20 protein-coding genes and 1 tRNA gene are annotated in these 24,357 nt (G+C 62.4%); 12 read left to right on the top strand and 9 right to left on the bottom strand.

Annotation, left to right across the window (positions count from 1 at the left end; all coding sequences use genetic code 11):
* Positions 1 to 76: 76 nt before the first annotated feature.
* Positions 77 to 553 carry a type II 3-dehydroquinate dehydratase gene (aroQ, locus tag M1E02_RS04005; protein WP_479376868.1) on the top strand — a complete coding sequence of 159 codons (477 nt, stop codon included), beginning with the start codon at positions 77 to 79 and terminating at the stop codon, positions 551 to 553.
* A gap of 212 nt (positions 554 to 765) precedes the next feature.
* On the opposite strand, the gene M1E02_RS04000 is transcribed toward aroQ, so the two are convergent.
* Positions 766 to 4,002 carry a hypothetical protein gene (locus tag M1E02_RS04000; protein ID WP_479376867.1) on the bottom strand — a complete coding sequence of 1,079 codons (3,237 nt, stop codon included), beginning with the start codon at positions 4,000 to 4,002 and terminating at the stop codon, positions 766 to 768.
* A gap of 88 nt (positions 4,003 to 4,090) precedes the next feature.
* On the opposite strand from M1E02_RS04000, the gene M1E02_RS03995 reads away from it, so the two are divergent.
* Positions 4,091 to 4,327, top strand: coding sequence for a hypothetical protein (locus M1E02_RS03995; RefSeq protein ID WP_479376866.1), 237 nt, complete (start codon positions 4,091 to 4,093; stop codon positions 4,325 to 4,327).
* A 22-nt stretch (positions 4,328 to 4,349) separates the two neighbouring features.
* Here M1E02_RS03995 and M1E02_RS03990 read toward each other — a convergent pair whose 3' ends face one another.
* Entirely contained in the window at positions 4,350 to 5,534 is a 1,185-nt protein-coding gene (locus M1E02_RS03990) for a MarP family serine protease (protein WP_479376865.1), read from the bottom strand.
* A gap of 237 nt (positions 5,535 to 5,771) precedes the next feature.
* Between M1E02_RS03990 and M1E02_RS03985 the strand changes: the two genes are divergently transcribed.
* Positions 5,772 to 6,449: a Crp/Fnr family transcriptional regulator gene (locus M1E02_RS03985; RefSeq protein WP_214961308.1), complete on the top strand. Its 678-nt coding sequence runs from the start codon at positions 5,772 to 5,774 to the stop codon at positions 6,447 to 6,449.
* A gap of 257 nt (positions 6,450 to 6,706) precedes the next feature.
* Here M1E02_RS03985 and M1E02_RS03980 read toward each other — a convergent pair whose 3' ends face one another.
* The 3 genes from M1E02_RS03980 to M1E02_RS03970 are packed head-to-tail and all read right to left on the bottom strand — an operon-like array spanning position 6,707 to position 8,324.
* Positions 6,707 to 7,618 (bottom strand): NUDIX hydrolase, encoded by a 912-nt coding sequence (locus M1E02_RS03980; RefSeq protein WP_479376864.1) that lies wholly within the window; start codon positions 7,616 to 7,618, stop codon positions 6,707 to 6,709.
* 15 nt (positions 7,619 to 7,633) lie between these two features.
* On the bottom strand, positions 7,634 to 8,167 hold the full coding sequence (locus tag M1E02_RS03975; RefSeq protein ID WP_479376863.1) for a RidA family protein: 534 nt from the start codon (positions 8,165 to 8,167) through the stop codon (positions 7,634 to 7,636).
* 1 nt (position 8,168) lies between these two features.
* Entirely contained in the window at positions 8,169 to 8,324 is a 156-nt protein-coding gene (locus M1E02_RS03970; protein WP_144671455.1) for a Sp36 family protein, read from the bottom strand.
* 37 nt (positions 8,325 to 8,361) lie between these two features.
* Here M1E02_RS03970 and M1E02_RS03965 point away from each other — a divergent pair, with 37 nt between their 5' ends.
* From M1E02_RS03965 to M1E02_RS03945, 5 genes are all read left to right on the top strand, one after another.
* Positions 8,362 to 10,692, top strand: a complete 2,331-nt coding sequence (locus tag M1E02_RS03965) for a transglycosylase domain-containing protein (protein ID WP_479376862.1) — start codon at positions 8,362 to 8,364, stop codon at positions 10,690 to 10,692.
* 7 nt (positions 10,693 to 10,699) lie between these two features.
* Positions 10,700 to 11,647, top strand: a complete 948-nt coding sequence (locus M1E02_RS03960; RefSeq protein WP_479376861.1) for a metallophosphoesterase — start codon at positions 10,700 to 10,702, stop codon at positions 11,645 to 11,647.
* A 145-nt stretch (positions 11,648 to 11,792) separates the two neighbouring features.
* A complete protein-coding gene (locus M1E02_RS03955; RefSeq protein WP_479376860.1) occupies positions 11,793 to 13,601 on the top strand; it encodes an ABC transporter ATP-binding protein in 1,809 nt (602 codons plus the stop codon).
* Positions 13,598 to 15,430 (top strand): ABC transporter ATP-binding protein, encoded by a 1,833-nt coding sequence (locus M1E02_RS03950; RefSeq protein WP_479376859.1) that lies wholly within the window; start codon positions 13,598 to 13,600, stop codon positions 15,428 to 15,430. Before M1E02_RS03955 ends, M1E02_RS03950 begins: the two co-directional genes overlap by 4 nt.
* Before the next feature lie 89 nt (positions 15,431 to 15,519).
* Positions 15,520 to 15,596: transfer RNA gene (locus M1E02_RS03945), tRNA-Pro, on the top strand.
* Between the two features lie 162 nt (positions 15,597 to 15,758).
* Here the strand turns inward: M1E02_RS03945 and M1E02_RS03940 are convergent.
* Positions 15,759 to 15,959, bottom strand: a complete 201-nt coding sequence (locus M1E02_RS03940) for a hypothetical protein (protein ID WP_479376858.1) — start codon at positions 15,957 to 15,959, stop codon at positions 15,759 to 15,761.
* Between the two features lie 130 nt (positions 15,960 to 16,089).
* Between M1E02_RS03940 and M1E02_RS03935 the strand changes: the two genes are divergently transcribed.
* Positions 16,090 to 17,367 (top strand): helix-turn-helix domain-containing protein, encoded by a 1,278-nt coding sequence (locus M1E02_RS03935; protein ID WP_479378056.1) that lies wholly within the window; start codon positions 16,090 to 16,092, stop codon positions 17,365 to 17,367.
* Here M1E02_RS03935 and M1E02_RS03930 read toward each other — a convergent pair.
* The 3 genes from M1E02_RS03930 to M1E02_RS03920 form a co-directional block, all read right to left on the bottom strand.
* Entirely contained in the window at positions 17,364 to 18,314 is a 951-nt protein-coding gene (locus tag M1E02_RS03930; protein ID WP_479376857.1) for a phosphoribosylaminoimidazolesuccinocarboxamide synthase, read from the bottom strand. The two genes, M1E02_RS03935 and M1E02_RS03930, sit on opposite strands and share 4 nt — an antisense overlap.
* Before the next feature lie 2 nt (positions 18,315 to 18,316).
* Positions 18,317 to 19,633, bottom strand: coding sequence for a phosphoribosylamine--glycine ligase (purD, locus tag M1E02_RS03925; protein ID WP_479378055.1), 1,317 nt, complete (start codon positions 19,631 to 19,633; stop codon positions 18,317 to 18,319).
* A gap of 105 nt (positions 19,634 to 19,738) precedes the next feature.
* Positions 19,739 to 20,326, bottom strand: a complete 588-nt coding sequence (locus M1E02_RS03920; RefSeq protein WP_479376856.1) for a PadR family transcriptional regulator — start codon at positions 20,324 to 20,326, stop codon at positions 19,739 to 19,741.
* Positions 20,327 to 20,561: 235 nt separating this feature from the next.
* On the opposite strand from M1E02_RS03920, the gene M1E02_RS03915 reads away from it, so the two are divergent.
* The 3 genes from M1E02_RS03915 (at position 20,562) to M1E02_RS03905 (ending at position 24,326) form a co-directional block, all read left to right on the top strand.
* The gene (locus M1E02_RS03915) at positions 20,562 to 21,587 is read left to right on the top strand and encodes an aromatic ring-hydroxylating oxygenase subunit alpha (RefSeq protein WP_479378054.1); all 1,026 of its coding nucleotides are present in this window, start codon (positions 20,562 to 20,564) and stop codon (positions 21,585 to 21,587) included.
* A gap of 57 nt (positions 21,588 to 21,644) precedes the next feature.
* On the top strand, positions 21,645 to 22,670 hold the full coding sequence (locus M1E02_RS03910) for a PDR/VanB family oxidoreductase (RefSeq protein ID WP_479376855.1): 1,026 nt from the start codon (positions 21,645 to 21,647) through the stop codon (positions 22,668 to 22,670).
* 78 nt (positions 22,671 to 22,748) lie between these two features.
* Positions 22,749 to 24,326, top strand: a complete 1,578-nt coding sequence (locus M1E02_RS03905; RefSeq protein ID WP_479376854.1) for a molybdopterin-dependent oxidoreductase — start codon at positions 22,749 to 22,751, stop codon at positions 24,324 to 24,326.
* Positions 24,327 to 24,357: the final 31 nt, after the last annotated feature.

The raw sequence follows: 24,357 nt of genomic DNA, 5'->3' as shown, positions 1-24,357 counted from the left end.
ATGAAACGCCTGTGAAAAAATCTTCATCTCGCCGGAAGCACCGAAGCCGCGAACCTCCATCCCCTAGAGTTGGGGCATGAACGACGCACAGCCAGCCAACGGACCCAGCCGCGGAACCATCCTCGTTCTCAATGGACCCAACCTGAATCTGCTCGGCACCCGGGAACCTGAAAAGTACGGTACGGCCACCCTTGCCGACGTCGAGCAGCTTGCTAAAGAAACGGCTGCCGCCCACGGCTTGGACGTCGAATGCTTCCAATCCAACCACGAGGGTGCTCTAGTGGATGCCATCCAAGCTGCGCGGGGCAAGGCCGTAGGGATCGTGTTGAACGCCGGAGCGTACACGCACACCTCAGTGGCCATCCGGGATGCAATTTCCGCCGTGCAGCTGCCCACCGTCGAGGTTCATATCACCAACGTTCATGCCCGCGAGGCCTTCAGGCACCACTCCTACCTCTCGGATGTCAGTAAAGCGGTGATCGCCGGTGCCGGCATCATGGGCTACCGGTTCGCGGTCGAATACCTGGCCGGGCTTGGTTCCGGAAGCGCCTGACTATGGCTTCCAGGGGCTCGGCGACTGCTGACTGGTACTGGACCTTCGGGACCGTTGATGCCCCGGGTTCCTCACGCCCTAAGCTCCGGCGTTGCCCTCATAGAGGGGCCGCTACGGCTGCTGTAACTTCGCAAAGCGGGCGGTGATTGCCGACCACCATAGCTGCGCTTGTACCCCCGTGAGCTTTGTAAACGCGGAGGCGCGTCATAAACTTACGGCCTCCGCTGACTCGACTTCCAACGCCTCCACCATGAGCTCACCTGTTTCGGCCTCGCTATAGGCACCATCGCCTGCATCTCAGTGGCAAGGAGCTCGCGATCCGTGAGATCAGCTGCATCACGATAGACGACTCGGAGAAGCTCTGCCTGGTCAACAGCCGCCCACCACCGGCTCAGTTGGGGGTCGTCCCGGATGCCCTCCGCCTCGACCCAACTCTTCCCGCTCCGGTCCCGCACCACGATGCCGTTCTCCTCGACGTGGACGTTCCATCCCACCGCTGACCGCGGATGACCTTCGGCTAACTCGTTCGGGAAGCCGGCGGCTATAAGTGAGTCCCGCACCGGATCGAGCACTTCGCTACCGACATACATCGACGCGCTCACTGTAACGAAGACTAGGAGAGGCTCTTTGTCCACCATCACCGCCCACCAACGAATCTTGCCTCCACCGTCGATGGTCCGAACCACGGACATGCCTTCAGGCAGGTTCCCGCCGTCTAACAGCCCGGAAAACCGCTCCTGCGCGGCGATCGTCTCGACCGCAATTTCAGCTATAGAGATCCAGGCCCCCACCTGTGGCGTGTCGCTCCCCGCCTGGCGAATCTCGTCAATCTTCGCGCGTAGCCGCGCCACATCATGGTCGGCGAACGGAACAAGGATCGAGAATCGAAGGCGCTGTGAGTCATTTAGGGAGTCGATATTTGCCTGGCCCCATTCCACGAGACGTCCGACGGCTGCCTTCCAGCCCGAAGAGGGTGGCACATGTGGACGAATCAGTCTTGAGTGCATCAATTCGAGCCCAGTATCAAGGATCGTGTCGACGGCATCATTCTCCAGAATGCCAGTGCCGAGTGCCTGATTCGCAGCGAAAAGGGCGGTGTCAGCGGCACGAGACCATTGCTCTGAACTGGAGTAGGCGTGAACACGCGAATTGACGACGTTGAATTGCAAGAGTTGACGTTGAAGCATAGTTTGCTCTGATGCGCTAGGTCTGTGTCCTTGCAGTGTCGCTTCGATCCGCAAACGAAGCTGTTCGGAGCCTTCCGGCGCGTACTGCGTCGCTTCGGCCAGTGTGTAGAGAGCCGGGATCACTGACACCCCCGCACTCTCGAGGCCGTCGACTGAGTGCTCGTCTAGGTAACGAAGGGCCCTGTGAATGATCTCCGTAATCTCTTCGGATCTGTTCTGCCGAAGCACAACCTGGACCAAGGTAGCGAGGGTCTGTATCTGAGTGGCTGCGAACGCGGCCGTAGCGCGCTGCTGATCCGTGAGCAGCTTCTCCCGGGTATCGATCGCTGCGCGTAACCATTCCGACGCAGCGTCCAGCCGTCCTGTCAAGATGCCGATTGAGCCGAGGTTGTGCATCATCGTGGTGGCCGTAACCTGCACGAACCGCAGCAGGGGCTCATCTTCGGCTCCTGTTATCCTCGCCGTTTGGAGAGAATTCAATAGCCCCTCTGCCGCCGGAAGCAGAGCAGATGCCTCGGCCAGCTTCGCGCCATCCACGAGCTCGCTCAGGACCGTCGCATAGGCCTCGAGCCACAGGAAGACGTCCGGGATGTTCATGCCGATCCCGCGAGCGAGAACCGTTTGAATCCCTTCGTGCACGTAGACAGACTCGTCCACCCCGCTCATGTACCCCGCATCCTGCCGGAGACGCCGTGTTATCAAAGCAGCGCCGATAAGTTCTTCGAGCGCACTCCTCGGATCGATCTCAAGACCCCTTTCCTTCCGCAAGAGCGCGGCCCAGCGGTCGATCACAATCAGCGGGACATGTGCGCCGCCGCTCATGATGATGATCCCAAGCACCTCGCGGCTCTGCGACGAAAGGCCCTCCCACAGTTCCCGGATCACGTGAGAGACGTTTCTCGAGTAACTTCCCAGTTGCGCTCCGCCCGCCAGCAAATCCAGCCGGTCTAGTCGCGTGAGGAACTCTGGCAGGCGCGAATGGTCGCCGCCTAGGCCGCGCACCCACGCGCAGGCCAGATCGATCGCCAGCGGCCACCGCCCCAATCTGATGGCAAAGGCAAGTGCCGCCTCTTCCCCACCCTTGGCCCTCTGGGGCGTGGGCAGTCGCAGTCGGATCAGCTCGATCGCTTCGGTGTCCGCCATGCCGTCGACCTCAAATTGTGGTGAGGTGTCGATCGGCCAATCACGACGGTTTGTGGTAACGATGACATGCCCATAGCCTGAAGCAGGCATCCAGGAACTTAGCTCCGCATGGTCCCGAGCCCCATCGAGGACGAGCAGCCAAGGAACCGGCAGGCCCGAAAGGGCATCGCGAAAGCCCTGCGCAAGGTCATCGTTGAGCTCTCCACCAGCACCCAACCATTCCAGCAGTGCAGGAGCCTGTTCAGCGAGTGCCCGATCGGAGGCGGCGTCAAGCCACAAAGAAAAAGCGTAATGCTCCCGATGCCCCTCTGCCCAGGAAGCGACGGCAGCGGACTTGCCCGACCCAGACAGCCCCGACAACACCGCACAAGCCGGGGTGCCCGCGCGGAGGGCATCGTCATTAAGGTGTACGGAGAGGAACTCCGCGATCGCGGGACGTGGCACAAACGATCCCACAGGCATCCCATACACCCTCCCCCACGAACGTACGCCACCGGCATCCGCAAGCATCGCTGCCGCCTCGTCGAGGATGTCCGCAACCTGGCCGTGATCAATATGCTGCAACGCGGTCTGCGAGCCCCGTGCCAGGACGAGATCAACGAGCTGGGCGAGCAGAATGTGATGCACCCGCCTTCCCAGCCCACCTTTCCCGCGCGCCCGAATCCGCGAAATGCGGTCCATTAGTCGCAGAACGATGTCGCTCACTTCCTCTGTTCGCACATCGATGCACCTGCGGCGAGAACTCATCCCCGGCTGCTTCCGCAGGAATGCCGCATGCTCCATCGCAGGCGCACTGAGTGTTCGGTTGGTCACCAGTACCAGCTCGGCGGCCTCAGGATGCTCGGTGTCCAGCGCGTCGAGGCACCGCTTCGCCGTCGGTAGATCCATCTTCGTGATGGATGAAGCCATCGACGCCTTTACCTGCACTGCCCGCGACGGCCGCCCTGACAAACTTTGAAAGACGAGGATGTCGGCTGAGTCCTGATCGTGAAGGTCAACGCCAACGCGCCACCCAGGTTCAGGCGCGCGCTCGTAGAGCTCCAGAAGCTCTTCGACCGTGACGAGGTATTGATATCGAAACCCGAACGCCGCGGATACCCCGCCGGACCCATTAGCCATGCTGCCATCCTAGGCAGATGCCCTGGCCTTCCGCCCTGTTGAGCAGGCTCCCGCAGATGCAGCACTCGTGGTTTTCCATAGCGCTCTCATGGCTTATCTGAGCAGCAGCGAGCGGGCGGAGTTCCAGGCAATCATGATGAGCCTCACGGCACGAGGCAGTCACTGGCTCTCCAACGAGGGCAACACCGTCATCGAGCAGGAGGACGGCTCAAGCGTGGTGCCGAGCATTGACGAGACCTGGCTCAAGGGGCGTTTCCTGATCTCTCATAACGGTGAGCCGGTTGCCATCGCAGGTCCGCACGGCCAAAGCCTGGAATGGCTTTAACTCGCACGTCACACGCAGGACCCTATTTCTGGATGCACTGGCCCGGGGAGACTGCATCCTTGAGCGCGGGCGCCTGGGCTGCCACGGGGTTGAGGTCATCCATGGGAATCGCGAAGCCCAAGGCGGCATCCGACGTAGCTTTGGCAAAGATCACTCCTGCCACCTGCCCGTCAACGGTCAGGAGCGGACCCCCTGAATTACCCGGCTGGACGTCCCCGGCGAGCCGGTAGACGTCGTCGGGAGTCGGGTTGTTGCCATAGATGTCAGGTACCAGCACAGTGGCAATGTCCTGGACAGTGGCCGGCTTGGACTGGAACGGGCCGCCGTGGGGGTAGCCGGCAAAGGCCGCAGGGCTGCCATTGGGAAGGTCCGTGCTCAGCCCCAGCGGCGACGAGGGCAGGCCCTCGACTGCGAGGACGGCAAGGTCACGCTGGCCGTCGAAGTACACCACCCGCCCGGGGTACGCACCGCCGTCGGGAAGCTCTACAACAGGCTGCGACACGCCCGCCACGACATGGGCATTCGTCACTACCCTGTCGGGTGAGACAACAAAGCCGGTACCGGTCTGGTTCTGCCCGCATTGGTAGGCAGTTCCGGCGATTTTCAGGACTGACTGCGCCGCTCTGTTCAGTTCGGGAGTGTCGGTGCTGGCATTTGGAACCTGAACAGGTTGGCCCTGACCGAAGCCCTCGATCAGGGTGGGAATGCCGTTGCCTATTACCGTGGAGCGTAGCTGCGCCATGGTGGTCTTGACAGGCGTAGGCGTCAGCCCGTCTATGAACCTGATCACCTTCGACTCGGCCAGTTGCTGCGAGACAAACGGGACACCCAGCGCACTGATGCTGAATGCGAGCATGGACATGACAAGAGCCGCCACCACCACGTTGACGGCGCCGCCTATGCCACGGTCAACAGCCCGCAAAGGCTGGATCCGCACGGCGCTGCGGACTCTCCGGCCGATTGCCGTCCCCAGCGCATGCCCCATAACCATGAGCACGACGGCGGTGCCAATGACCGCGGTGAGCCTCCAACCGGTGTCCTCAACGAAATCGCTGACGAGCGGTATGGAGACGAAGGCCGCAACTGCCCCGACTGCAAATCCGGCAATGCCGCCGAGAGTTACCAGAAAGCCGTTGCGCAGGCCATAGATCAGATAGGACAAGAGCGTCAGAATCAGCGCCAGGTCCAAAACGGTCAAGCCGAACACCAAGGCTCCTTACATACAGTTAGGATCCGATTCTACTGGCGAAGTCTGACAGTTTGCGCTCAGCGGGGTGATGCCGGGGGACGCCGTTGGGGAGCCGATCCTGATCATCCGGGCCGCCGCAGGGCTCTCTTCAGCGCCATTGCAGGCGTTTCGCGTGCCAAGTACGTCACAGAACCGCCAAAATTCTGGAACAATGGCAAAAGCGCCCACAGCCGACACTTTTACTCAGGAGATTTCATGGACATCGAGGTATTGCGCCGCGCACCCCTTTTCGCCACGCTCGACGACGAAGCTTTCCGTCTGCTGACGGACGAACTCACCGAGGTGGACCTGTCACGCGGAGCATCTGTCTTCCGCGAAGGCGACCAGGGTGACCAGCTGTACTTCATCGTCTCCGGCAAGGTTAAGCTCGGCCGCACATCCCCCGACGGACGCGAGTCCCTGCTGGCCATCCTTGGCCCGGGCGAGCTGTTCGGCGAAATGGCGCTGTTTGACCCCAGCCCGCGCACAGCAACGGCCACTGCCGTCTCTGAAACACGGCTGGCCGGGCTGAGGAACGAAAGCCTCAACGCCTTGCTCCGCACCCGCCCTGAGGTTTCGGCCCAGCTGCTGCAGGCCCTTGCCCGCAGGCTCCGCCGCACCAACGACTCACTCTCGGACCTCGTCTTCTCGGATGTCCCCGGCCGCGTGGCCAAGGCCCTGCTGGACCTCGCCGACCGCTTCGGCCGTCCGGCAACCGACGGCGTGCTGGTGGCCCACGAGCTCACGCAGGAAGAACTCGCCCAGCTTGTCGGCGCTTCCCGCGAAACGGTGAACAAGGCCCTGGCCGAGTTCGTGCAGCGAGGCTGGCTCCGCCTGGAAGCGCGCGCCGTCGTAATCCTGGACATGCAGCGCCTCCGCCAGCGCTCCCGCTAGCCCTAGTTGTTCCGGCCCGAGGCCGACATCCTCCGCGTGCTCGCTCGTTCCTCGCTTAGACGCACGCTTCCGGATGCCGGACCTCGGGCCTTTTCCATTCGGCGCGCGGGGAGGCACCCACAAGGCGGGCGACGGTCCTTCGTGTAGGAGCGCATCGCGGCGCATCGGGCTCCGGAGGTCGCCCCGCGACCGGAGGCGCCCCTATGCGTCGTGTCTAAGCGACGGCGAAGGGCTGGCGGCCGGCGACGTCCGTGCGCTTACCGCTCCCGCTGAGGCTCTCCGGCTACGGTCTTTGCTGCCTCGACTTCGAGCATCAGCTTGCCATCCTCTTCCACGAGCTTCGGCTGATACACGTGTGGCTTGCGCTTGTAGCTCAGGTAGGCGATGCAGCCGTTGGCCGCCGCCATTTTCTCGAGCATGATCTCAGACCCCGGCACCAGCAGTTGGCCGAGGGTGAGGCCCACAGTGTTCTCCTGGCCAACCTCGTCACCGAGCGCCGTGGTGTCGCGCTCGTCAATGACCCGTTTGGCGCACACCCAGCGGCCCCACACGCCCTTGCTTTCCAGGAGCGTGGGCTGCTGATTCACCGGTACAGTCGCGGCAAAATAGCGCGTGTTGAAACGGTGATGGGCAAAATCCGGGCTGAGCCAGTTGACCAGGGGCTTCAGCAGATCCGTCCGCAGGGACAGCCCCCGTTTGGCCAGGACATCCGTAAAGGACTTTTCCTGGTTAGCCACAGCTTCGCGTGCCCGCATCCATTCCGGAGTGGACGTGGCTTCCACAGTGCTGGACAGGTCGGGACCGGCCAACAGCACGCCGGTCTCCTCGAACAGTTCGCGGATGGCTCCCACGATGTGGCGGCGTGCGAGTCCGACGTCGTCCGTTCCCATCTGCTCGGCCCAATGCTGCGGTGAGGGGCCAAGCCAGCCGAGGGGGTCGTCGTCGAAGGTATCAAGGGACCCTCCCGGGAAGGCGAGCACCCCCAGCGGGGAAGACCCGGGACGGTAGCCCAGCCAGGTCTCCAAGCCCGTGGGGGAATCCCGGAGCAGGACGACGGATGAGGCGAGACGGGGCGCACGTGGTGTCCGCTCGCCGTGTTCGAGCCAACTGCGTGCTGCCCCCTCAAGTTCAGGGGGCAACACAAACAGGCGACGGGCTAACTGAGGCAAAGGGAACGACCGGCCTTAGGCGAACTCGGCAATCAGGTCCACTTCAACCGGAGAGTCAAGGGGTAGGACTGAAACGCCGACGGCGGCGCGTGCGTGTTGCCCGGCGTCGCCGAGGACTTTGCCCAGCAGTTCGGAGGCACCGTTGATGACCCCCGGCTGGCCGGTAAAGGACGGGTCTGAGGAGACGTAGCCGACAACCTTGACGATCCGGGTGATGCGGTCAAGGTCACCGATGACGCTTTTGACGGCGGCCAGGGCATTAACTGCGCACACCGCGGCGTAGCGCTTGGCGTCTTCAGGGGAGACTGTGGGCTCGTCGGCATAGCCTTCCGAACCGGTGGACACTTTGCCCGTAGCTTCGAGTTTGCCGTTAATAAAGGGCAGCTGGCCGGAGGTGTAAACGTGGTTGCCGGAAATCACTGCCGGCACGTAGACAGCCACCGGGGCAGCCACCTCGGGCAGGGTCAGTCCCAGCTCGGCGAGTCGTTGTTCGACGGCGGATGCCGGTGCGTCAGATGCCGCGGCGTCAGTGTTTGCGGGGCTTGTCATGCTACTGCTTCTCCCTTTTGAGGTAGGCAACAAGGCCGTTTCCTTCAGGGCCTGGAACAACTTGGACCAGCTCCCAGCCGTCGTCTCCCCACTGGTCAAGGATCTGCTTTGTGGCGTGAATAATGAGCGGAATCGTGGCGTACTCCCATTTGGTCATGAGAGAAAGACTAGTCCTACCCGCTAAAGTGGAAAACATGGCGACTGGTAAGAACCCTTTATTTGACACGGCCACTACCCTCGGAAAGATCCTCGGATTCCTGGGTGTGAGTGCCATTTGCGGTGTCCTGGTGGCAGGTTTGCTGGTTCCGGCAGCGGCCGTTTCCGGCAGCACAGCCAGCGGATCCATTGAGTTCTTTGACACTCTTCCGGCCGAATTGCAGGTGGACCCGCCGAGCCAGTCCACCAAAATCCTCGCAGCCGATGGCAGTGTCATCGCAACGCTGTTTGACGAGAACCGCACCCGTGTACCGCTGGACCAGATGTCGCCATACATCAAAGATGCGGTCATAGCAGTTGAGGACAGCCGCTTCTATGAGCACGGCGGGGTGGACACCACGGGTATTCTCCGTGCGCTCGTCAGCACCGCCCGGGGAAACAAGCAAGGCGCCTCCACCATCACGCAGCAGTACGTCAACAACGTGCTGAACTCCAACCTCGCCGCCGAGGGCAAGGATGCGGATATCAAGCTCAACGGCGTGAACAAGGGTGTTGGGGACAAGCTGCGGGAAATGAAGCTTGCCATCGCCTTGGAGAAGAAATTTACCAAAGAGCAGATCCTCGAGGGTTACCTCAACATCGTCTTCTTCAACCGGGACGCGTACGGCATCGAGGCTGCTTCGAGGCTCTTCTTCAGCACCTCCGCGAAGGACCTGAACCTCCCGCAAGCCGCATTGCTGGCTGGCGTCGTGAACAGCCCTTCCTACTACGACCCCATTGCCAACCCCGAGAACGCCAAAATCCGGCGCGACCTGGTCCTGAACCTTATGCTCAGTCATGGGAAGATCAACCAGGCTGATCATGATGCCGCCATTGCAACCCCTGTGGAAACAAAGGTCACTCCTGCGCGTCAGGGCTGCGCCTACGCCGCCACGGCTCCGTACTTCTGCGACTACGTGCTCCACCTCCTGCTGAATGATCCGGCCTACGGTGCCGACTCCAACGAACGGTGGAACAAGATTCACCGAGGCGGACTCACCATTACCACCACTCTTGATCCCAATGCCCAGAACGCGGCACAGGCACAGGTTGACGCATCGGCAGGAGCCAACCCGGACAAGTGGGGCGCTGCCTTGGTGTCCGTCCAGCCCACCACAGGCAAGATCATCAACATGGCCCAAAACACCACGTGGCTGGCGGCTGACGGAAAGTTCGATACCCAGCTCAACTTCAACGTTGACGCCTATGACGCCAACGGCAATGACCTCAACGGCCTCGGCGGCGCCCAGCCTGGTTCGACCATGAAGCCCTTTACTTTCGCTGAATGGCTCAATGAGGGCAAGCCAATGAACCAGACAGTCAATGGCAACAATCGCAAGTATCCGCTGGCCTTCCCCTGGAGGAACACCTGTGGCCCGACGAGCGGCGCGTACAACACTGCCGAAGCGGCCCTTGGAGCCGCGGATGACCTGCAGAACGCCACGGAAGGCTACTACCGTTCGATGTCGGTCCTGGACGGCCTGGCGAACTCAATCAACACCATCACGTTCGCTTCCGCGGCCCAGCTGGACCTCTGCGGGATCCAAAAGATCGTCGATGCAACGGGAATGCATGAGGGCCTTCCGGAGCGCAACAGTGACGGCAGTCCTAAAAAGGACGAATCGGGGAAGATCGTCAATCCGAACCCCACCATCAATATGAGCCAGATCAGCAACCTCCTGGGCTCCAGGCAGACCGCACCCCTGACCATGGCAAGCGCCTTCGCCACTTTCGCCAACGACGGAAAATACTGTGCGCCGATCGCCATCACTGCCGTGACGGATCAGACCGGAGCCCAACTCCCGGCCCAGTCCACGAATTGCCGCGACGCCCTCAAGCCCGAGGTGGCCCGGGGCGTCAACTACGCCCTGCAGCAGGTCCTGGACCGCGGCTCAGGCTCGCTGATCCAGCCCAGGATTTCAACGAAGACCAACTTCCCCGTTGCTGCCAAGACCGGTACGTCCAACATGAACGAATCAACATGGGTGGTAGGCCACACGACAGGTCTGGCCACGGCCTCCTGGTTCGGCGATCCCCTGGGTAACCAAAGCCGTCCAGGGCGAAACCTGAACTTCAACGGCCAGTCCTATCCCTATCTGGACGGTTACATGATTGCAGGACCGCAGTTCTCCAACTTCATGACTCAGATTGCCCCTGCCTACGGCACCAATCCGTTCCCTGCTCCGCCGTCGAACATGATTAATGGTGCCCCCGCTCCCCGTCCGTCCACCCAGAGCAGCTCTCCGGCCCAGGCACCCACCCAGGCCCCCGCTCCGGCACCTGCTCCGGGCCCGACAGGGTCGGACGACAAGGGCCGCGGGAACGGATAGCCCACCGATGGCCGATTTCTCCGCATTGGCAGACCGCGCCCGCACCGTCGGGCGCGGTCTTGCCATCACAGCCGCCGTGGGGGCTACCACCGGGCTTGCCGCCGCCTCCTACGGGATGTGGGAAAAGAACCAGTTTGAGCTGCGCGAAGAAACGCTGCCCATCCTCCCCAACGGCTACGGTCCTTTTCGCGTCCTGCACCTCAGCGACATCCACTTCATTCCCGGCCAGAATCTGAAAGCAGAATGGTTGCGGTCTTTGGCAGCCTTGAAACCGGATTTGGTGGTCAACACGGGTGACAACCTCAGCCATGTGAACGCCGTCGACCCCCTCCTCGAGGCACTGCAGCCGCTGATGGAATTCCCCGGCGTCTTCGTCCCTGGCTCCAACGACTATTTCGCGCCACGGCTGAAAAATCCCGCCAAGTACCTCCTCCGACCATCCCGGGCAGACCGGAAACAGCCTGAGCTTGATTGGCCTCGGCTCCGGGCAGGCTTCGGTATGGGTGGCTGGGTGGATCTGACCAACCGCGCCCAGTCCGTGGTACTCAAGGGCCTCCGCTTCGATTTCTCCGGCGTCGACGACCCCCACCTCGGCTTGGAACGGTACGCTGGCTGGCCCCGCGGGACCAAGAACCAGGACATCACGCCGCATCTCCGCGTCGCCGTGATCCACGCGCCCTACCAACGCGTCCTTGACCACTTCACGGAGGACGGCGCCGATCTCCTCCTCGCCGGCCACACCCACGGCGGTCAGATCTGCATCCCGGGCTACGGGGCGCTTGTCTCGAACTGCGACCTCCCCACGTGGCGGGCAAAAGGCCTCCACGACTGGGAAAGCAACGGAAGCACGACGCCGGTAAACGTCTCGGGAGGCATCGGCACGTCACGCTTCGCACCGGTGCGTATCGCCTGCCGCCCGGAAGCTGTGCTGCTCACCCTGACGCCAAAGGCCTAGGGCAAGCCCTCACGGCCCGCATTGCGAATTGCAATAACTGCCCAAGCTCAATGTCTCTCTTGGAATTCCGTGAAACGCGTCAGGCCATGGAATAGGGTAGTTGCTACGGGACACCACATACGCAGTTGAGCGCTAAGAAGCGGGCATGACCAAGCAGACCTCATTCTTCCAATCCATCAGCCGTCTCTATCCGCACATGAAGCCCATCCTCCCCAGGCTTTTCCTGGGGCTTCTTTGTGCGCTCCTGGCCAGCATCGTGGCTTTGGCCATCCCGCAGGTATTGCGCGTGCTGGTCAATGAATCCCTCCAACCGGGTGGAGCAACCGAGTCCGTGCTGATGGCCTCGCTGACCATCCTTGTGCTCGGGATCGCCGAGGCCGGACTCGTTGCCCTGCGCCGGCAGTTCGTCATCAACCCCGCCACCTCGGTGGAAACCCGGATGCGGATCTCGCTCTACCACCACCTGCAGGACCTCCCCGTTGCCTTCCACGACCGCTGGGGCTCCGGCCAGTTGCTCTCCCGGGCCATGACTGATTTGAACTTCCTGCGCCGCTGGATGGCCTTCGGAGCCATCATGCTGGTGGTGACCACCCTGACCGTGGTGATCGGCGTCGTCGTGATGTTCACCATGAGCTGGCAGCTGGCCCTGATCTTCCTCGGCGCCGCCCTGCCCATCATGATTTATGGTTTCCGGTTCCGTACAAGCTTCAGCAAGGTCACGCGGCAAAGCCAGGACCAGGCCGGTGACCTTGCCACAACGGTGGAGGAGTCGGTGCACGGCATCCGCGTCCTGAAGGCCTTTGGCAGGAGCCAGGAAGCGCTGGAGAACTTCAATGAGCAGGCTGAAGTGCTGCGGCAGACCGAAATCGCGAAGGCCAAGCACCAGGCCACGTTCACCATGGTGGTCACGCTCCTCCCCGAGCTCGCCCTGGGCGCGGGTCTGGTGGTGGGGGTAATGCTGGCGGCAAGCGGCGAGCTGAGCATCGGTGCTCTGGTGGCCTTCTTTGCCACCGCGGCCGTGGTCGCGGCGCCAGTCGAGTTCTCCGGGATGCTCCTTGCCATGGCCCTCACAGCCAAAACCGCTGTGGACAGGCATTTCGAAGTCATGGACTCGGTCAACACCATCACCACCCCGGAGTCGCCCCGGAAGCCCTCGGAGGTAAAGGGCGCGCTGAGTTTCAACAACGCTTCTTTTGCCTTTGAGGATGCCCCGGAACACCCCATACTTCGTGGCATCAACCTCGACGTCACGCCCGGAGAGACGCTGGCATTGGTAGGTATCACCGGGAGCGGGAAGAGTGCCATGCTACAGCTGGTGCCTCGCCTGTATGACGTTACGGACGGCTCCATCACCATCGACGGCATCGATCTTCGCGATTTCGACGTCGAAGAACTGCGGCGCGTTGTAGGCATGGCTTTCGAGGACACCACCCTGTTCTCCAACTCCGTCCGTGACAATGTACTGCTCGGGGCGGCGGAGCGGACCGAGGAACTCCTCCACGAGTCATTGGAGGTCGCCCAGGCCCACTTCGCATACTCCCTTCCGGATGGCGTGGACACGCTGATCGGGGAGGAAGGGCTGAGCCTGTCCGGAGGGCAGCGCCAGCGGATCGCGCTCGCTCGCGCCATCGCCGCCAAGCCCAAGGTGCTGGTGCTCGATGACCCGCTGTCCGCCTTGGATGTCCACACTGAAGAACTCGTCGAAGCGAGGCTCAGGGAAGTCCTCGCCGATACAACCACCCTGATCGTTGCGCACCGGCCGTCCACTGTCGCGCTGGCGGACCGGGTGGCTCTGCTGGAGGACGGCCGCATCACCGCCGTCGGAACCCATACGGAACTGCTGGCAACAAACGACCATTACCGGTACGTGATTGCGAACCTGGTCGCGGAACCCCGGGATCTGGATTCAGAGTTGTCGGAACTCGACGCCGATGCCGAGGAGATGTCCCGATGACCACCACCACCTTCGGTACAGCTAACGAGGACAACGCCTTCCTCAGCAAGAGCGACAGCAGGACCGTACGACGGCGGTCGCTTGCGCTGCTCGGCTCTCTGATCCGTCCGGTCCGGCTCCGGTTCTGGCTTACCCTCGCCACCGTGATCCTGTCCCAGCTGGCGAGGGTCTCCGGGCCGGTCCTCATCGCTTTCGGCATCGACCGTGCGCTCCCGGCCCTGCGCGACGGTGACAACGTCCCCCTGATGCTCACCGGCGTCGCCTATCTGGCGGCGGCGGTCACTACCGCGGCCCTGACGGCGCTGTATGTCACGTCGACGGCGAAGCTCAGCCAGGCGATGCTCCTGGACCTGCGGCTCAGGGTGTTCCGCCACACCCAGCGGCTCAGCCTCGAGTTCCACGAAAAGTACACCTCCGGCCGCATCATCGCCCGGCAGACTTCCGATCTTGAAGCCCTCAGGGAACTCCTCGATTCGGGCGTGAGCTCCCTGGCATCAGGAATGCTCTTTATGGTGTTTACCGCCGTTACGGTGTTCGCCCTCGACTGGCGGAGTGGCCTGATCCTGTTGGGTGCAGGCGTTCCGATGTACTTCCTGTCCCGCTGGTACCAGAAGCACTCCCAGATTGTCTTCCGGGAATCCAGGGTGGTCTCTGCACGGCTAATTGTTCATTTTGTGGAGTCCATGACCGGGATCCGCGCCGTCAAGACCTTCCGCAAGGAACGGGAGAACGCCGAGCGGTACACGGACCTCTCTGAGAATTACCGCAAAGTCACCGTCCGCTCCATCAACCTCAACGGCATTTTCCAGCCGGGCCTGGTGCTGATCGGCAACGTCTGTGTGGCTGTGGTCCTGCTTTTCGGCGGATTCCGGGTTCTGGGCGGTGATCTGGAGGTGGGCGTACTGCTGGCCTTGATGCTGTCCGCCAAGCGCTTCTTCCAACCGGTGGACCAGATGGCCATGTTCTACAACTCCTTCCAGAGCGCGCAGGCTGCCCTCGAGAAAGTCTCGGGTCTCCTGGAGGAAGTCCCCACAGTCCGGCCACCCAAGAACCCTGTACCGCTCAAGGACGCACGCGGCACCATCGATTTCAAGGGAGTGGAGTTCCGGTACGGCGACGGACCTGTCATCATTCCCAAGCTGGATCTCCACATCCCCGCGGGACAGACTGTAGCCCTGGTCGGGCAGACGGGCGCGGGGAAATCCACCTTCGCCAAGTTGATCGCCAGGTTTTACGATGTGTCCTCCGGAACGCTCACCCTGGATGGCGTGGACCTCAGGGACTTGAGCACCACAGATCTTCGCCGCAACGTGGTGATGGTTACCCAGGAAGCCTTCCTCTTCAGCGGTTCCGTGGCGGACAACATCGCCTTGGGACGCCCGGAGGCTTCCCGGACCGAAATTGAGGAAGCGGCCAAGGCCGTGGGAGCCCACGAGTTCATCCTGGAGTTGCCGGAGGGCTACGACACCGACGTCAACAAGCGCGGCGGGCGGGTTTCCTCCGGTCAACGCCAGCTCATCAGTTTTGCCCGCGCCTTCCTGGCGAAACCTGCTGTCCTGATTCTCGACGAAGCAACGTCGTCGCTCGATGTCCCTTCAGAACGGCTGGTGCAGCAGGGCCTGGCCGGGCTCTTGGAAGGAGTTGCCGGCAAGGAGTCGGGCCGCACTGCGCTTATCATTGCGCACCGCCTCTCAACGGTGGAGACGGCCGATCGCGTCCTGGTGATCCACGACGGACGGGTGGTGGAAGACGGCAGTCCCGAGGAACTGATCAGTGGCGGCGGCCGCTTCGCACAGCTTCATGGTGCGTGGAAGGATTCGCTGGTCTGATTCCGGTTCGAGGGCGGCGTGGAGGGCCTGGTGATTTCGCATCCGGTGCTCCGATCCGCTATTCTTGTAAAGTTGCTTTTGCAACGGATCGGGATGTAGCGCAGCTTGGTAGCGCGCTTCGTTCGGGACGAAGAGGTCGCAGGTTCAAATCCTGTCATCCCGACCAAACAGCAAGAGGGTCTTCCAATCGGAAGGCCCTCTTTTGCGTTTCCAGCGCGTTGAGCGCCTGCGGCCCTGCTTGGAATCTCCGCTTAAAGTCTCGAGCCCCGGGTCCATGCGCTTGGCATGGACCCGGGGCTCTGGATGGTCCCTTTCGGGCTGACGTCTTTTACATCGGATCGGGCCAGTTGCCGATGCCCATCGGAGCGAGCAGGCCCCCGAGCGCCTGCGGTGCGCTCATGGGGTCCGGCCAGTTGCCGATCGCTACAGTCGAGGATTCAACGGGAGCGGCAGACACGACGGCTGGAGCAGCAAACGCGAAAGCCACTGCTCCGGCCATGGCAACGGAAGCAGCAATCTTCTTCAACATGGAAGTTCCTCAATACGAGTTGGATTCGTTACAAAGTCTGCGCAGGACTTGTTGACATACATTGTAAAATGTTTTCCACAGAGGCTGTCAAGCATTTCCTTTAAGACAGCCCAAAATGAGGAGGAAATCGGTGGGGAACGGATTCGGCGAGAAGCTCCGTGCGGAGCGTCTCGAACGGGGGCTGACTCAAGCCGAGCTCGGGAAGGACCTCTACTCCCCCAGCTACATTTCCCTGCTCGAAACCGGGCGCCGTGAGCCAACCGCAGAGGTCATTGAAGAGCTGGCCAGGCGCCTGGAAATGGCGCCCAAAGCCCTTGAGGCGTGGAGCCAGCCGGTGTCCATCAGCGACGCCGAGTACGTGTTGGCCGGCCTGTATGCCCGCCAGGCCTGGGACCTCAGGGACTATCCGCTTGCCGCAAGCCACGCCGCTACTGCCGCGCAGATAGCCCTCGAAGGCCGGAACACCAGCGCCTGGTGGAACATGACCTATATGCAGGCCGAGTGCCTCATGAAGCAGGGTCACTTGGCTGAATGCCAGAAGATCATCCAGCACCTTTTGGAGCACCCCATGGCCGCCGAATCGGTGGGCCTGGGCGTCAGGGCACGGCAGATGCTCGCCGCAGTGTGCCACGGCCAAGGCCAGCTCACGGACGCCGTCGAGCATGCGCAGGAAGCCGTAAGGCTCTGTGCACAACTGCCCCAGGGATCCACGCTGATCATCGGTGCCATGCGCGCGCTGATCGGAGCGCTGGCCGAAAGCGGCAGGCTTGATGAGGCCTGGAAGTACTGCGAGCTCATGAACGAGCAAACGGACGAGAACTCCATGTCCCAACTTGCCGGCGAGGTGGCCTGGGTGATCGGAAACGTGGCGTTTATGCGCCACGACTACCAGGAGGGCATCAAACACCACGAACGCGCCGCCCGGCTGCTCTCGCCAGCGAACGACATCGAGCTTTGGGCGCGGTTCAACAAAGCCTCGGCCGCCGTCCGCCTGTCCTCGGGCATAGTGGAGCCGGAAACCCTCTCAGCTATCGAACGTGCCGAGCTGGCGCTCTCCATCGTCGGAGGAAACAAGACCGATCAGCTCGAGGTTGCGTTCATCCGGGCCCGGTGGCTGTACCTCACCGGTGACATCGTTGCGGCCGTCAACAAGCTCCGCGAGATTCACGCCGAGCGCAAGGCACTCGGCAAGCACACTGCGGGCGAGGTTTCCCTCCTGCTGGGGAAGTCACTCAAGGCAGCGGGCGAACCTGCGGAGGCCTTGCAACATCTTGAAGAGGCTCGGAAGGAATTCAGCTCAGCCGGAGCTTCGGACCGCCTGCAGCAGGCCATGGACGCCATCCTGGAGATCAAGCTCGCCGAACGCCGCGCTGCTGCGGCGTCCGGCGGTTCAGCTGAAACTGCCTAGACGAACTTCCGGCCGGTGAGTTTCTCATACGCTTCGACATAGCGACCGCGCGTGCGGTCCACAACCTCGGCCGGAAGCGCCGGCGGCGGTGTGTCCGAGGCCCTGTCCCAGCCGGATTCCGGAGAGGTGAGCCAGTCCCGGACGTACTGCTTGTCAAAGGACGGCTGGGCCTTTCCTGGTTCGTAAGTGGCGGCATCCCAGAAACGCGAGGAGTCAGGGGTCAGCACTTCGTCGCCGAGGGTAATGACCCCGGTGACGACGTCGAACCCGAACTCAACCTTGGTGTCGGCGAGGATAATCCCGCGCCTGCGGGCCACTTCCTCGGCCCGGCTGTAGATCTTCAGCGTGAGCTCACGCAGTCGCTCGGCAACGTCGACGCCCACCATGTCCACCACGGCGTCGTAGGTGATGTTTTCGTCGTGCTCCCCCACCTCTGCCTTGGCAGAGGGTGTGAAGATCGGTTCGTCGAGGCGTGATCCGTCAACGAGTCCTTCGGGCAGCGGGATGCTGCAGACTGTGCGCGACTGCTTGTATTCGGCCAATCCCGAACCAGTGAGGTAGCCGCGTGCGATGCATTCCACCGGGAACATGTCCAGCTTCTTGCAGATCATGGCCCTTCCCCCAACGGCAGCGGGAACGCCGCCTTCCACGGTGGAGGCGAGGACGTGGTGCTCCACATCAAGCTGATCAAACCACCAGAGACTCAGCTGCGTGAGGATGCGCCCCTTGTCCGGGATCTCGCTGCTGAGGACGTGGTCAAAGGCACTGATACGGTCACTGGCGACCACCAGAACGCAGTCCTGGTGGAGCTGGTCCTTGATGGCTTCGTCAAGGGGCAGGTAGAGATCCCGGACTTTCCCGGAGTACACGTGCTTCCAGCCCGGCAGCTGCGGTGCCTGGGTCTGAAGCCCTCCGGCTTGGGTTCCGGGCTCATTCAAGTCCACCATGCTCATGCCTTTGCCTTTGCCTTGGAAGCTCCCGTGACCCCTGAGGCCGCTACGCGGATTTCGCCGCGGGCAGCCTTGCGGCCAATATCCGTCCGGAACTGTGAGCCTTCCAGCTGCACCAGCTCCACGCCGTCGTATGCGCGTTCCCGCGCCTCCACAAGGTCGGTTCCCAGCGCGACGACGGCGAGCACCCGGCCACCTGCGGAGATGACCTTGCCCTCGTCGTCGAGCGCGGTCCCTGCATGGATGACATGCACGCCTTCGAGCTCTTCCACCTTCTTGAGTCCGCGGATGCGGTCTCCCGTCCGTGGGGTGTCAGGGTAGTTTTCAGAAGCCACGACGACGGCCACGGCGGTTTCCTTGGCCCACCGCAGCTCTTCGGCCTTGTCCAGTTCGCCCTTGGCAGCTGCGAGCAGGAGGGATCCGAGGGGCGTCTTCAGCCGGGCCAGCACGGCCTGCGTTTCAGGATCGCCGAAGCGTACGTTGAATTCGATGACACGCGTGCCGCGGGACGTCAGGGCGAGACCGACGAACAGGACACCGACGAAGGGGGTTCCACGGGCGGCCATCTCGTTGACGGTGGGCTGTGCCACCCTGTCGATGACCTCCTGCACCAGTCCCTCGGGTGCCCAATCCAAGGGGGTGTAGGCACCCATTCCACCGGTGTTGGGGCCTTCATCATTGTCAAAAATGCGCTTGAAGTCCTGCGCCGGGGAAAGTGCCACGGTGTTGTGTCCGTCGCACAGGACAAAGACTGAGACTTCCGGGCCGTCCAGGAACTCTTCGATAACCACGGTTCCACCGGCGTCGAAGCAGCTTTGGGCATGGGCGAGGGCCGCATTGCGGTCGTGGGTAACCACCACTCCCTTGCCTGCGGCAAGTCCATCATCCTTCACCACGTAGGGGGCGCCGAACGTATCGAGGGCCGCTTCCGCTTCCTCTGCGTTAGCGGCAACCAATGCCATAGCAGTGGGAACGCCGGCCTCGGCCATGACCTGCTTGGCAAAGGCCTTCGATGCCTCAAGCTGTGCGGCGGCCTTGCTGGGCCCGAATACAGGAATGCCTGCGGCGCGTACGGCGTCGGACACCCCTGCGGCCAGCGGCGCCTCGGGGCCAACAACCACGAGGTCGGCAGTCAGGCGCGCGGCCAAGGCGGCGACGGCGACAGGATCATTGGCGTCGATCGCGTGCGTTGGGACCAGCTTGCTGATGCCGGCGTTGCCCGGAGCCGCGTGGACTTCGGAGACGTTGGGGTCTGCAAGCAGGGAGCGGACAATGGCGTGTTCGCGGCCACCAGGGCCAATGACGAGTACCTTCACAGTCTCCAAGGGTACTTTGTGGATCCGGTGCACTCCTAAGCCATGACCTGCGCAGCCCGCCGCTTAGCCAGGCAGCACCTGGGAGTCTTGCCTGGCAACACGTGTTCAGGGAGTGCCGTAGAGCTCGGAGATCAGGTCCAGTCCCCGCTCCGCCCACGCGATTTCATGTTCTGCCCGGGCGATAAGGCCTTCGTAGGTGAAGCGTTTGAAAGCCACGGTTTTCAGGTGTTCCTCGGCGGGAATTCCGGACAAGCGCTTGTTCAGCATGGGGCTGGCGCCGTTGTCGATTTCCCTGATCTTTTCCGTCCACTGCTCCAGCCTCGCCCGGTAATGCGTGATGTGGGCCTGCATCTGACTGCGCGCCGCCTCCGGGTCCGCCCACTCCAGGTACGCGGCTTTAAGGTGCGCCGGGTCCCGTTCCCGGGTGTATTCCAGGTCCGTGTTCATCCAGGCCCGGAATGTCTTCACTCCGGCGTCGGTGATCCGGTACTCCGTCTTTTTACCTCGCGGACCCCACGGAACCTCCCTGCCTTCGAGCAGGCCGTCGCTTTCCATCCGCCGCAGCTCCGGGTAGATCTGCGAATCGGGAGCATGCCAGACGTAACCCACGGAGGACTCGAAGTGCTTGAACAGGTCATATCCGGTCATCGGCTCGACAGTCAGCAGCGCCAGCAAGGCATAGCGGAGGCTCACGGGGTTCCTTTGCATTCGGTGTTGCCAATAACTATATCCATAGATAGTCTGTGGTGCAGCTCACTATCTATCAGTGTAGATAGTCCGGCCCGTTTGGAAGGAAGTCATTGTGAGCATCGCCCCCGCTGTAGACAGCAGCACCCTAAAAACCACCGCTGTAAAGAGCACCTCCCGCACCAGCAACGCATCCAGCACCACCAACAAGGTTCTCGTCTATCCCCTCAACGCCTGGTATGTGGCGGCATGGGACCATGAGGTCACCCGCAAGCCGATGTCCCGGCGTATTGCGGACCGTCCTCTGGCGCTGTACCGGGCGGAGGACGGCAGGGCCGTCGCCCTGGCCGACGCCTGCTGGCACCGCCTGGCGCCGCTGTCACTCGGCAAGACACTGGCCGGCGACCAGATCCAGTGCCCGTATCACGGCATCATCTACAACTCCGCGGGCCGCTGCGTCTCCATGCCCGCCCAGGAAACCATCAACCCCAGCGCCACGGTGCCCTCCTTCCCCGTCGTCGAGCGTTACCGCTATGTCTGGGTCTGGCTGGGGGACGCGACGAAGGCAGATCCTGAACTGATCCCTGACATGCGGCAGATGACAGACCCTGCGTGGGCCGGCGACGGCCTGACTATCCCGGTCAACTGCAACTTCCAATTGGTTCTGGACAACCTCATGGACCTGACGCACGAGGAATTCGTGCATGGCTCCAGCATCGGGCAGGAGGAGCTCAGTGAGTCCGACTTTGTGGTGACCCACGAGGGCAACACTGTCACCGTGACCCGATGGATGCTCGACATCGACGCCCCTCCGTTCTGGCGCAAAAACATCCAGGACAAGTTTCCGGGCTACGAGGGAAAGGTGGACCGCTGGCAGATCATCCATTTCGAATCCCCCTCCACCATCTGCATCGACGTAGGTGTGGCAAAAGCCGGAACAGGCGCTCCCGACGGCGACCGCAGCCAGGGAGTCAACGGGTATGTCATGAACACCATCTCACCCGAGACCGCCAAAACCTGCCACTACTTCTGGGCGTTTATGCGCAACTACCGGCTGGAGAGCCAGCTCATCACCACCCAGCTCCGCGACGGTGTGTCACGGGTGTTCAAGGAGGACGAGGACATGCTGGAGGCACAGCAGGCTGCCATCGATGCCAATCCGGATTACGAGTTCTACAACCTCAACATCGACGCCGGCGGCATGTGGGTCCGCCGCCTCATCGAACGCCAACTGGCAGCCGAGGGACGCCTCCTGCCCTTCGCCTAGGAACGCCTGGAAAGACACCGGACACCACCGGCACCAACACAGTCAAGGATTCAGCCAATGGCAGCGACGAACATAGAAGTTTGGCAGCAGGCAACAGTAATTGAAGCCACTGCCGTGACCGAACACATCAAACGGATCGTCCTGCGGCCGGACCTTCCACGGAAGGCTGACCCCGGCTCCCATATTGATGTGAAGCTGAACGGGACTGCCTCCCCGCAGGGTGAAGCCCTCAAGCGCTCCTATTCAGTGGTGGAATCAGCGGACGACGGCGCCCGGCTCACCATCAGCGTCTTCCGCGCCCCCTCATCCCGCGGCGGATCGCTAGCCATGCACGCACTTAGAGTGGGAGACACACTTCAGATCACGCAGCCGCTGCAGAACTTCCCCCTCCGCATCGGCGCACCACAGTATGTCCTGGTGGCCGGCGGGATCGGCATTACGGCCATTGCGGCCATGGCCCGCGTTCTGCGCGAGCTTCATGCGGACTACACCCTTGTATATGCGGGACGCAGCAGGGCGGCCATGGCCTACCTCCAGGAACTGCAGCAGCTTCATGGCGACAGGCTGATCGCGCATATCAATGACGAAGGCACCAATCTGGACGTGGCTTCCCTGGTGGGAGCAGTGGCTCCGGACACGGAGCTGTACATGTGCGGACCTATCCGGCTCATGGACTCGCTGCGGCGGAACTGGCTGGAGCAAGAGCTCAACCCGGCCAATCTGCGTTTCGAGACCTTCGGCAACAGCGGCTGGTATACGCCACAGGAATTCACTGTGCGGATTCCGCGGCTGGGTATTGAAGCAACCGTTGGTCCCGACCGTTCCATGCTGGAGGCCCTGGAGGACGCGGGGGCAGACATGATGTTCGACTGCCGCAAGGGCGAATGCGGGCTGTGTGAGGTCCGGGTGCTCCGCCTCGAGGGCGCCATTGACCACCGCGATGTGTTCTACAGCGAGCGCCAGCAAAAAGCGGCCGAGAAAATCTGCTGCTGTGTCTCCCGCGTCGCGTCCATTGGCGGCGAAGGAGGAGCATCTCAGGGCTCGGGCCGGGGCCTGCCAAGCATCGTCATCGAGGTTCCCTAGCCGCTACCTGCCCTTCCCGGCGGGCGGGAAGTCCATGACCCGACAAATCCGCGGAGCGAGCGGCTACGAACAAAGGGTATGAAGAACCTCAGATCCCGCTTGGGAAGCCCGGCGGCGCTGGCCGCCCTGGCCGGAATGGCCGCGGCCGCCGTCGTACTTTCCGTCGCGGAACTGACGGGTGCGTTCTTCACTGCGCGCGCGACTCCGCTTATTGCTTTGGGATCGACCTTCATCGACTTCACTCCGCCCTGGATGAAGGATTTTGCCATTGCCACGTTCGGCACCAACGACAAGGCCGCACTTTTTGTTGGGATGGGCCTCACTATCGCTGTGCTCGCAGCAATCCTGGGCATAGTGGCGTACCGCAAGTGGATCCTGGGCGTTGCCGGTGTCCTGCTGATGGGCACGGTGATTGTGGCCAGCGTGGTCACCCGTGCCGGTGTGAAACCCGTCGATGCCTTGCCCACTCTCTTCGGCACCATCGCCGGGGTGGTGGTGCTGAGGCTCCTGACCAGGCAGCTGTGGCGGATGAAAACCTGGCCGGAAGCCCCTACCGACCGTGCTGCCAGGGAAACGGACCGTCTGCCGGCCACCCGGCGTGCGTTCTTCGCGGCCACGGGGATCACGGCTGCAGCTTCGGTCATTTCAGCGGGCGGGGGCAGACTTTTGGGTGCCGCCCGGAGCAACATCGCCGAGGCCAGGCGGTCGCTGCAACTGCCCAAACCAGCGACGGCGGCGCAAGCCATTCCGGCGGGTGTCCAGTCCCCCGTGCAGGGAGTCACACCATGGATCACGCCCAACAACGATTTCTACCGCATTGATACGGCCCTCAGCGTTCCGGAAATCAACGTGGAGGACTGGGAGCTCCGGGTCCATGGTCTGGTGGAACAGGAAGTCCGGCTGACGTTCCAGGATCTGCTCGACGCCGAATTGATCGAGTCCCATGTGACCCTCACGTGTGTGTCTAATCCCGTGGGCGGCAACTTGGCCGGAAACGCCAAGTGGCTGGGAGTTCCCCTCCGGGATGTGCTGAAGATGGCTCGCCCCAAGGCTGGAGCTGACATGGTGCTCTCGACCTCGGAGGACGGCTTCAGCGCATCTACCCCGCTGGAGGTCCTGCAGGATGATCGTGACGCCATGCTCGCCATCGCCATGAACGGAGAGCCGCTGCCGCTGGAGCATGGCTACCCCGTCCGCATGGTGGTACCGGGGCTGTATGGTTTCGTGTCTGCCACAAAATGGGTGGTGGATCTTGAAGTCACCCGTTTTGCCGACAGCAAGGCCTATTGGACGCAGCGCGGATGGTCGGAGCGTGGCCCCATCAAGACTATGGCGCGGGTGGAAGTACCCAGGTCCTTTGCCAAGGTCCCCGCAGGGCGGGTGGCTATCGGCGGGACGGCGTGGGCACAAACGAGGGGAATTACGAAGGTAGAAGTCCAGATCGACAACGATGAGTGGGCCGAGGCCACGCTCTCCGCGGAGGCATCGGTCATCACGTGGCGGCAATGGTCTTTTGATTGGGAAGCCACTCCGGGGCCGCACTACATCAAGGTCCGTGCCACCGATGGAACCGGTGATGTGCAGACAGACCAGCGGGCGGACCCGGTGCCCGACGGTGCCTCTGGCTGGCAATCGGTCATGGTCACCGTGGAATAGCCGGGTATTCGCGAGGCTGCGCCCTAGACTT

Source organism: Arthrobacter sp. Z5-13 (assembly GCF_056499105.1).
The sequence above is the reverse complement of the archived record's forward strand: the minus strand, read 5'-3'. Positions and strand labels throughout refer to the sequence as shown.

What these genes read in the sequence shown, in the direction of transcription:
- aroQ (WP_479376868.1), top strand. Translation starts at nt 77, where the DNA reads ATGAACGACGCACAGCCAGCCAACGGACCCAGCCGCGGAACCATCCTC.
- M1E02_RS04000 (WP_479376867.1), bottom strand. Translation starts at nt 4,002, where the DNA reads ATGGCTAATGGGTCCGGCGGGGTATCCGCGGCGTTCGGGTTTCGATAT.
- M1E02_RS03995 (WP_479376866.1), top strand. Translation starts at nt 4,091, where the DNA reads ATGGCTTATCTGAGCAGCAGCGAGCGGGCGGAGTTCCAGGCAATCATG.
- M1E02_RS03985 (WP_214961308.1), top strand. Translation starts at nt 5,772, where the DNA reads ATGGACATCGAGGTATTGCGCCGCGCACCCCTTTTCGCCACGCTCGAC.
- M1E02_RS03975 (WP_479376863.1), bottom strand. Translation starts at nt 8,167, where the DNA reads ATGACAAGCCCCGCAAACACTGACGCCGCGGCATCTGACGCACCGGCA.
- M1E02_RS03970 (WP_144671455.1), bottom strand. Translation starts at nt 8,324, where the DNA reads ATGACCAAATGGGAGTACGCCACGATTCCGCTCATTATTCACGCCACA.
- M1E02_RS03965 (WP_479376862.1), top strand. Translation starts at nt 8,362, where the DNA reads ATGGCGACTGGTAAGAACCCTTTATTTGACACGGCCACTACCCTCGGA.
- M1E02_RS03960 (WP_479376861.1), top strand. Translation starts at nt 10,700, where the DNA reads ATGGCCGATTTCTCCGCATTGGCAGACCGCGCCCGCACCGTCGGGCGC.
- M1E02_RS03955 (WP_479376860.1), top strand. Translation starts at nt 11,793, where the DNA reads ATGACCAAGCAGACCTCATTCTTCCAATCCATCAGCCGTCTCTATCCG.
- M1E02_RS03950 (WP_479376859.1), top strand. Translation starts at nt 13,598, where the DNA reads ATGACCACCACCACCTTCGGTACAGCTAACGAGGACAACGCCTTCCTC.
- M1E02_RS03940 (WP_479376858.1), bottom strand. Translation starts at nt 15,959, where the DNA reads ATGTTGAAGAAGATTGCTGCTTCCGTTGCCATGGCCGGAGCAGTGGCT.
- M1E02_RS03930 (WP_479376857.1), bottom strand. Translation starts at nt 18,314, where the DNA reads ATGGTGGACTTGAATGAGCCCGGAACCCAAGCCGGAGGGCTTCAGACC.
- M1E02_RS03910 (WP_479376855.1), top strand. Translation starts at nt 21,645, where the DNA reads ATGGCAGCGACGAACATAGAAGTTTGGCAGCAGGCAACAGTAATTGAA.
- M1E02_RS03905 (WP_479376854.1), top strand. Translation starts at nt 22,749, where the DNA reads ATGAAGAACCTCAGATCCCGCTTGGGAAGCCCGGCGGCGCTGGCCGCC.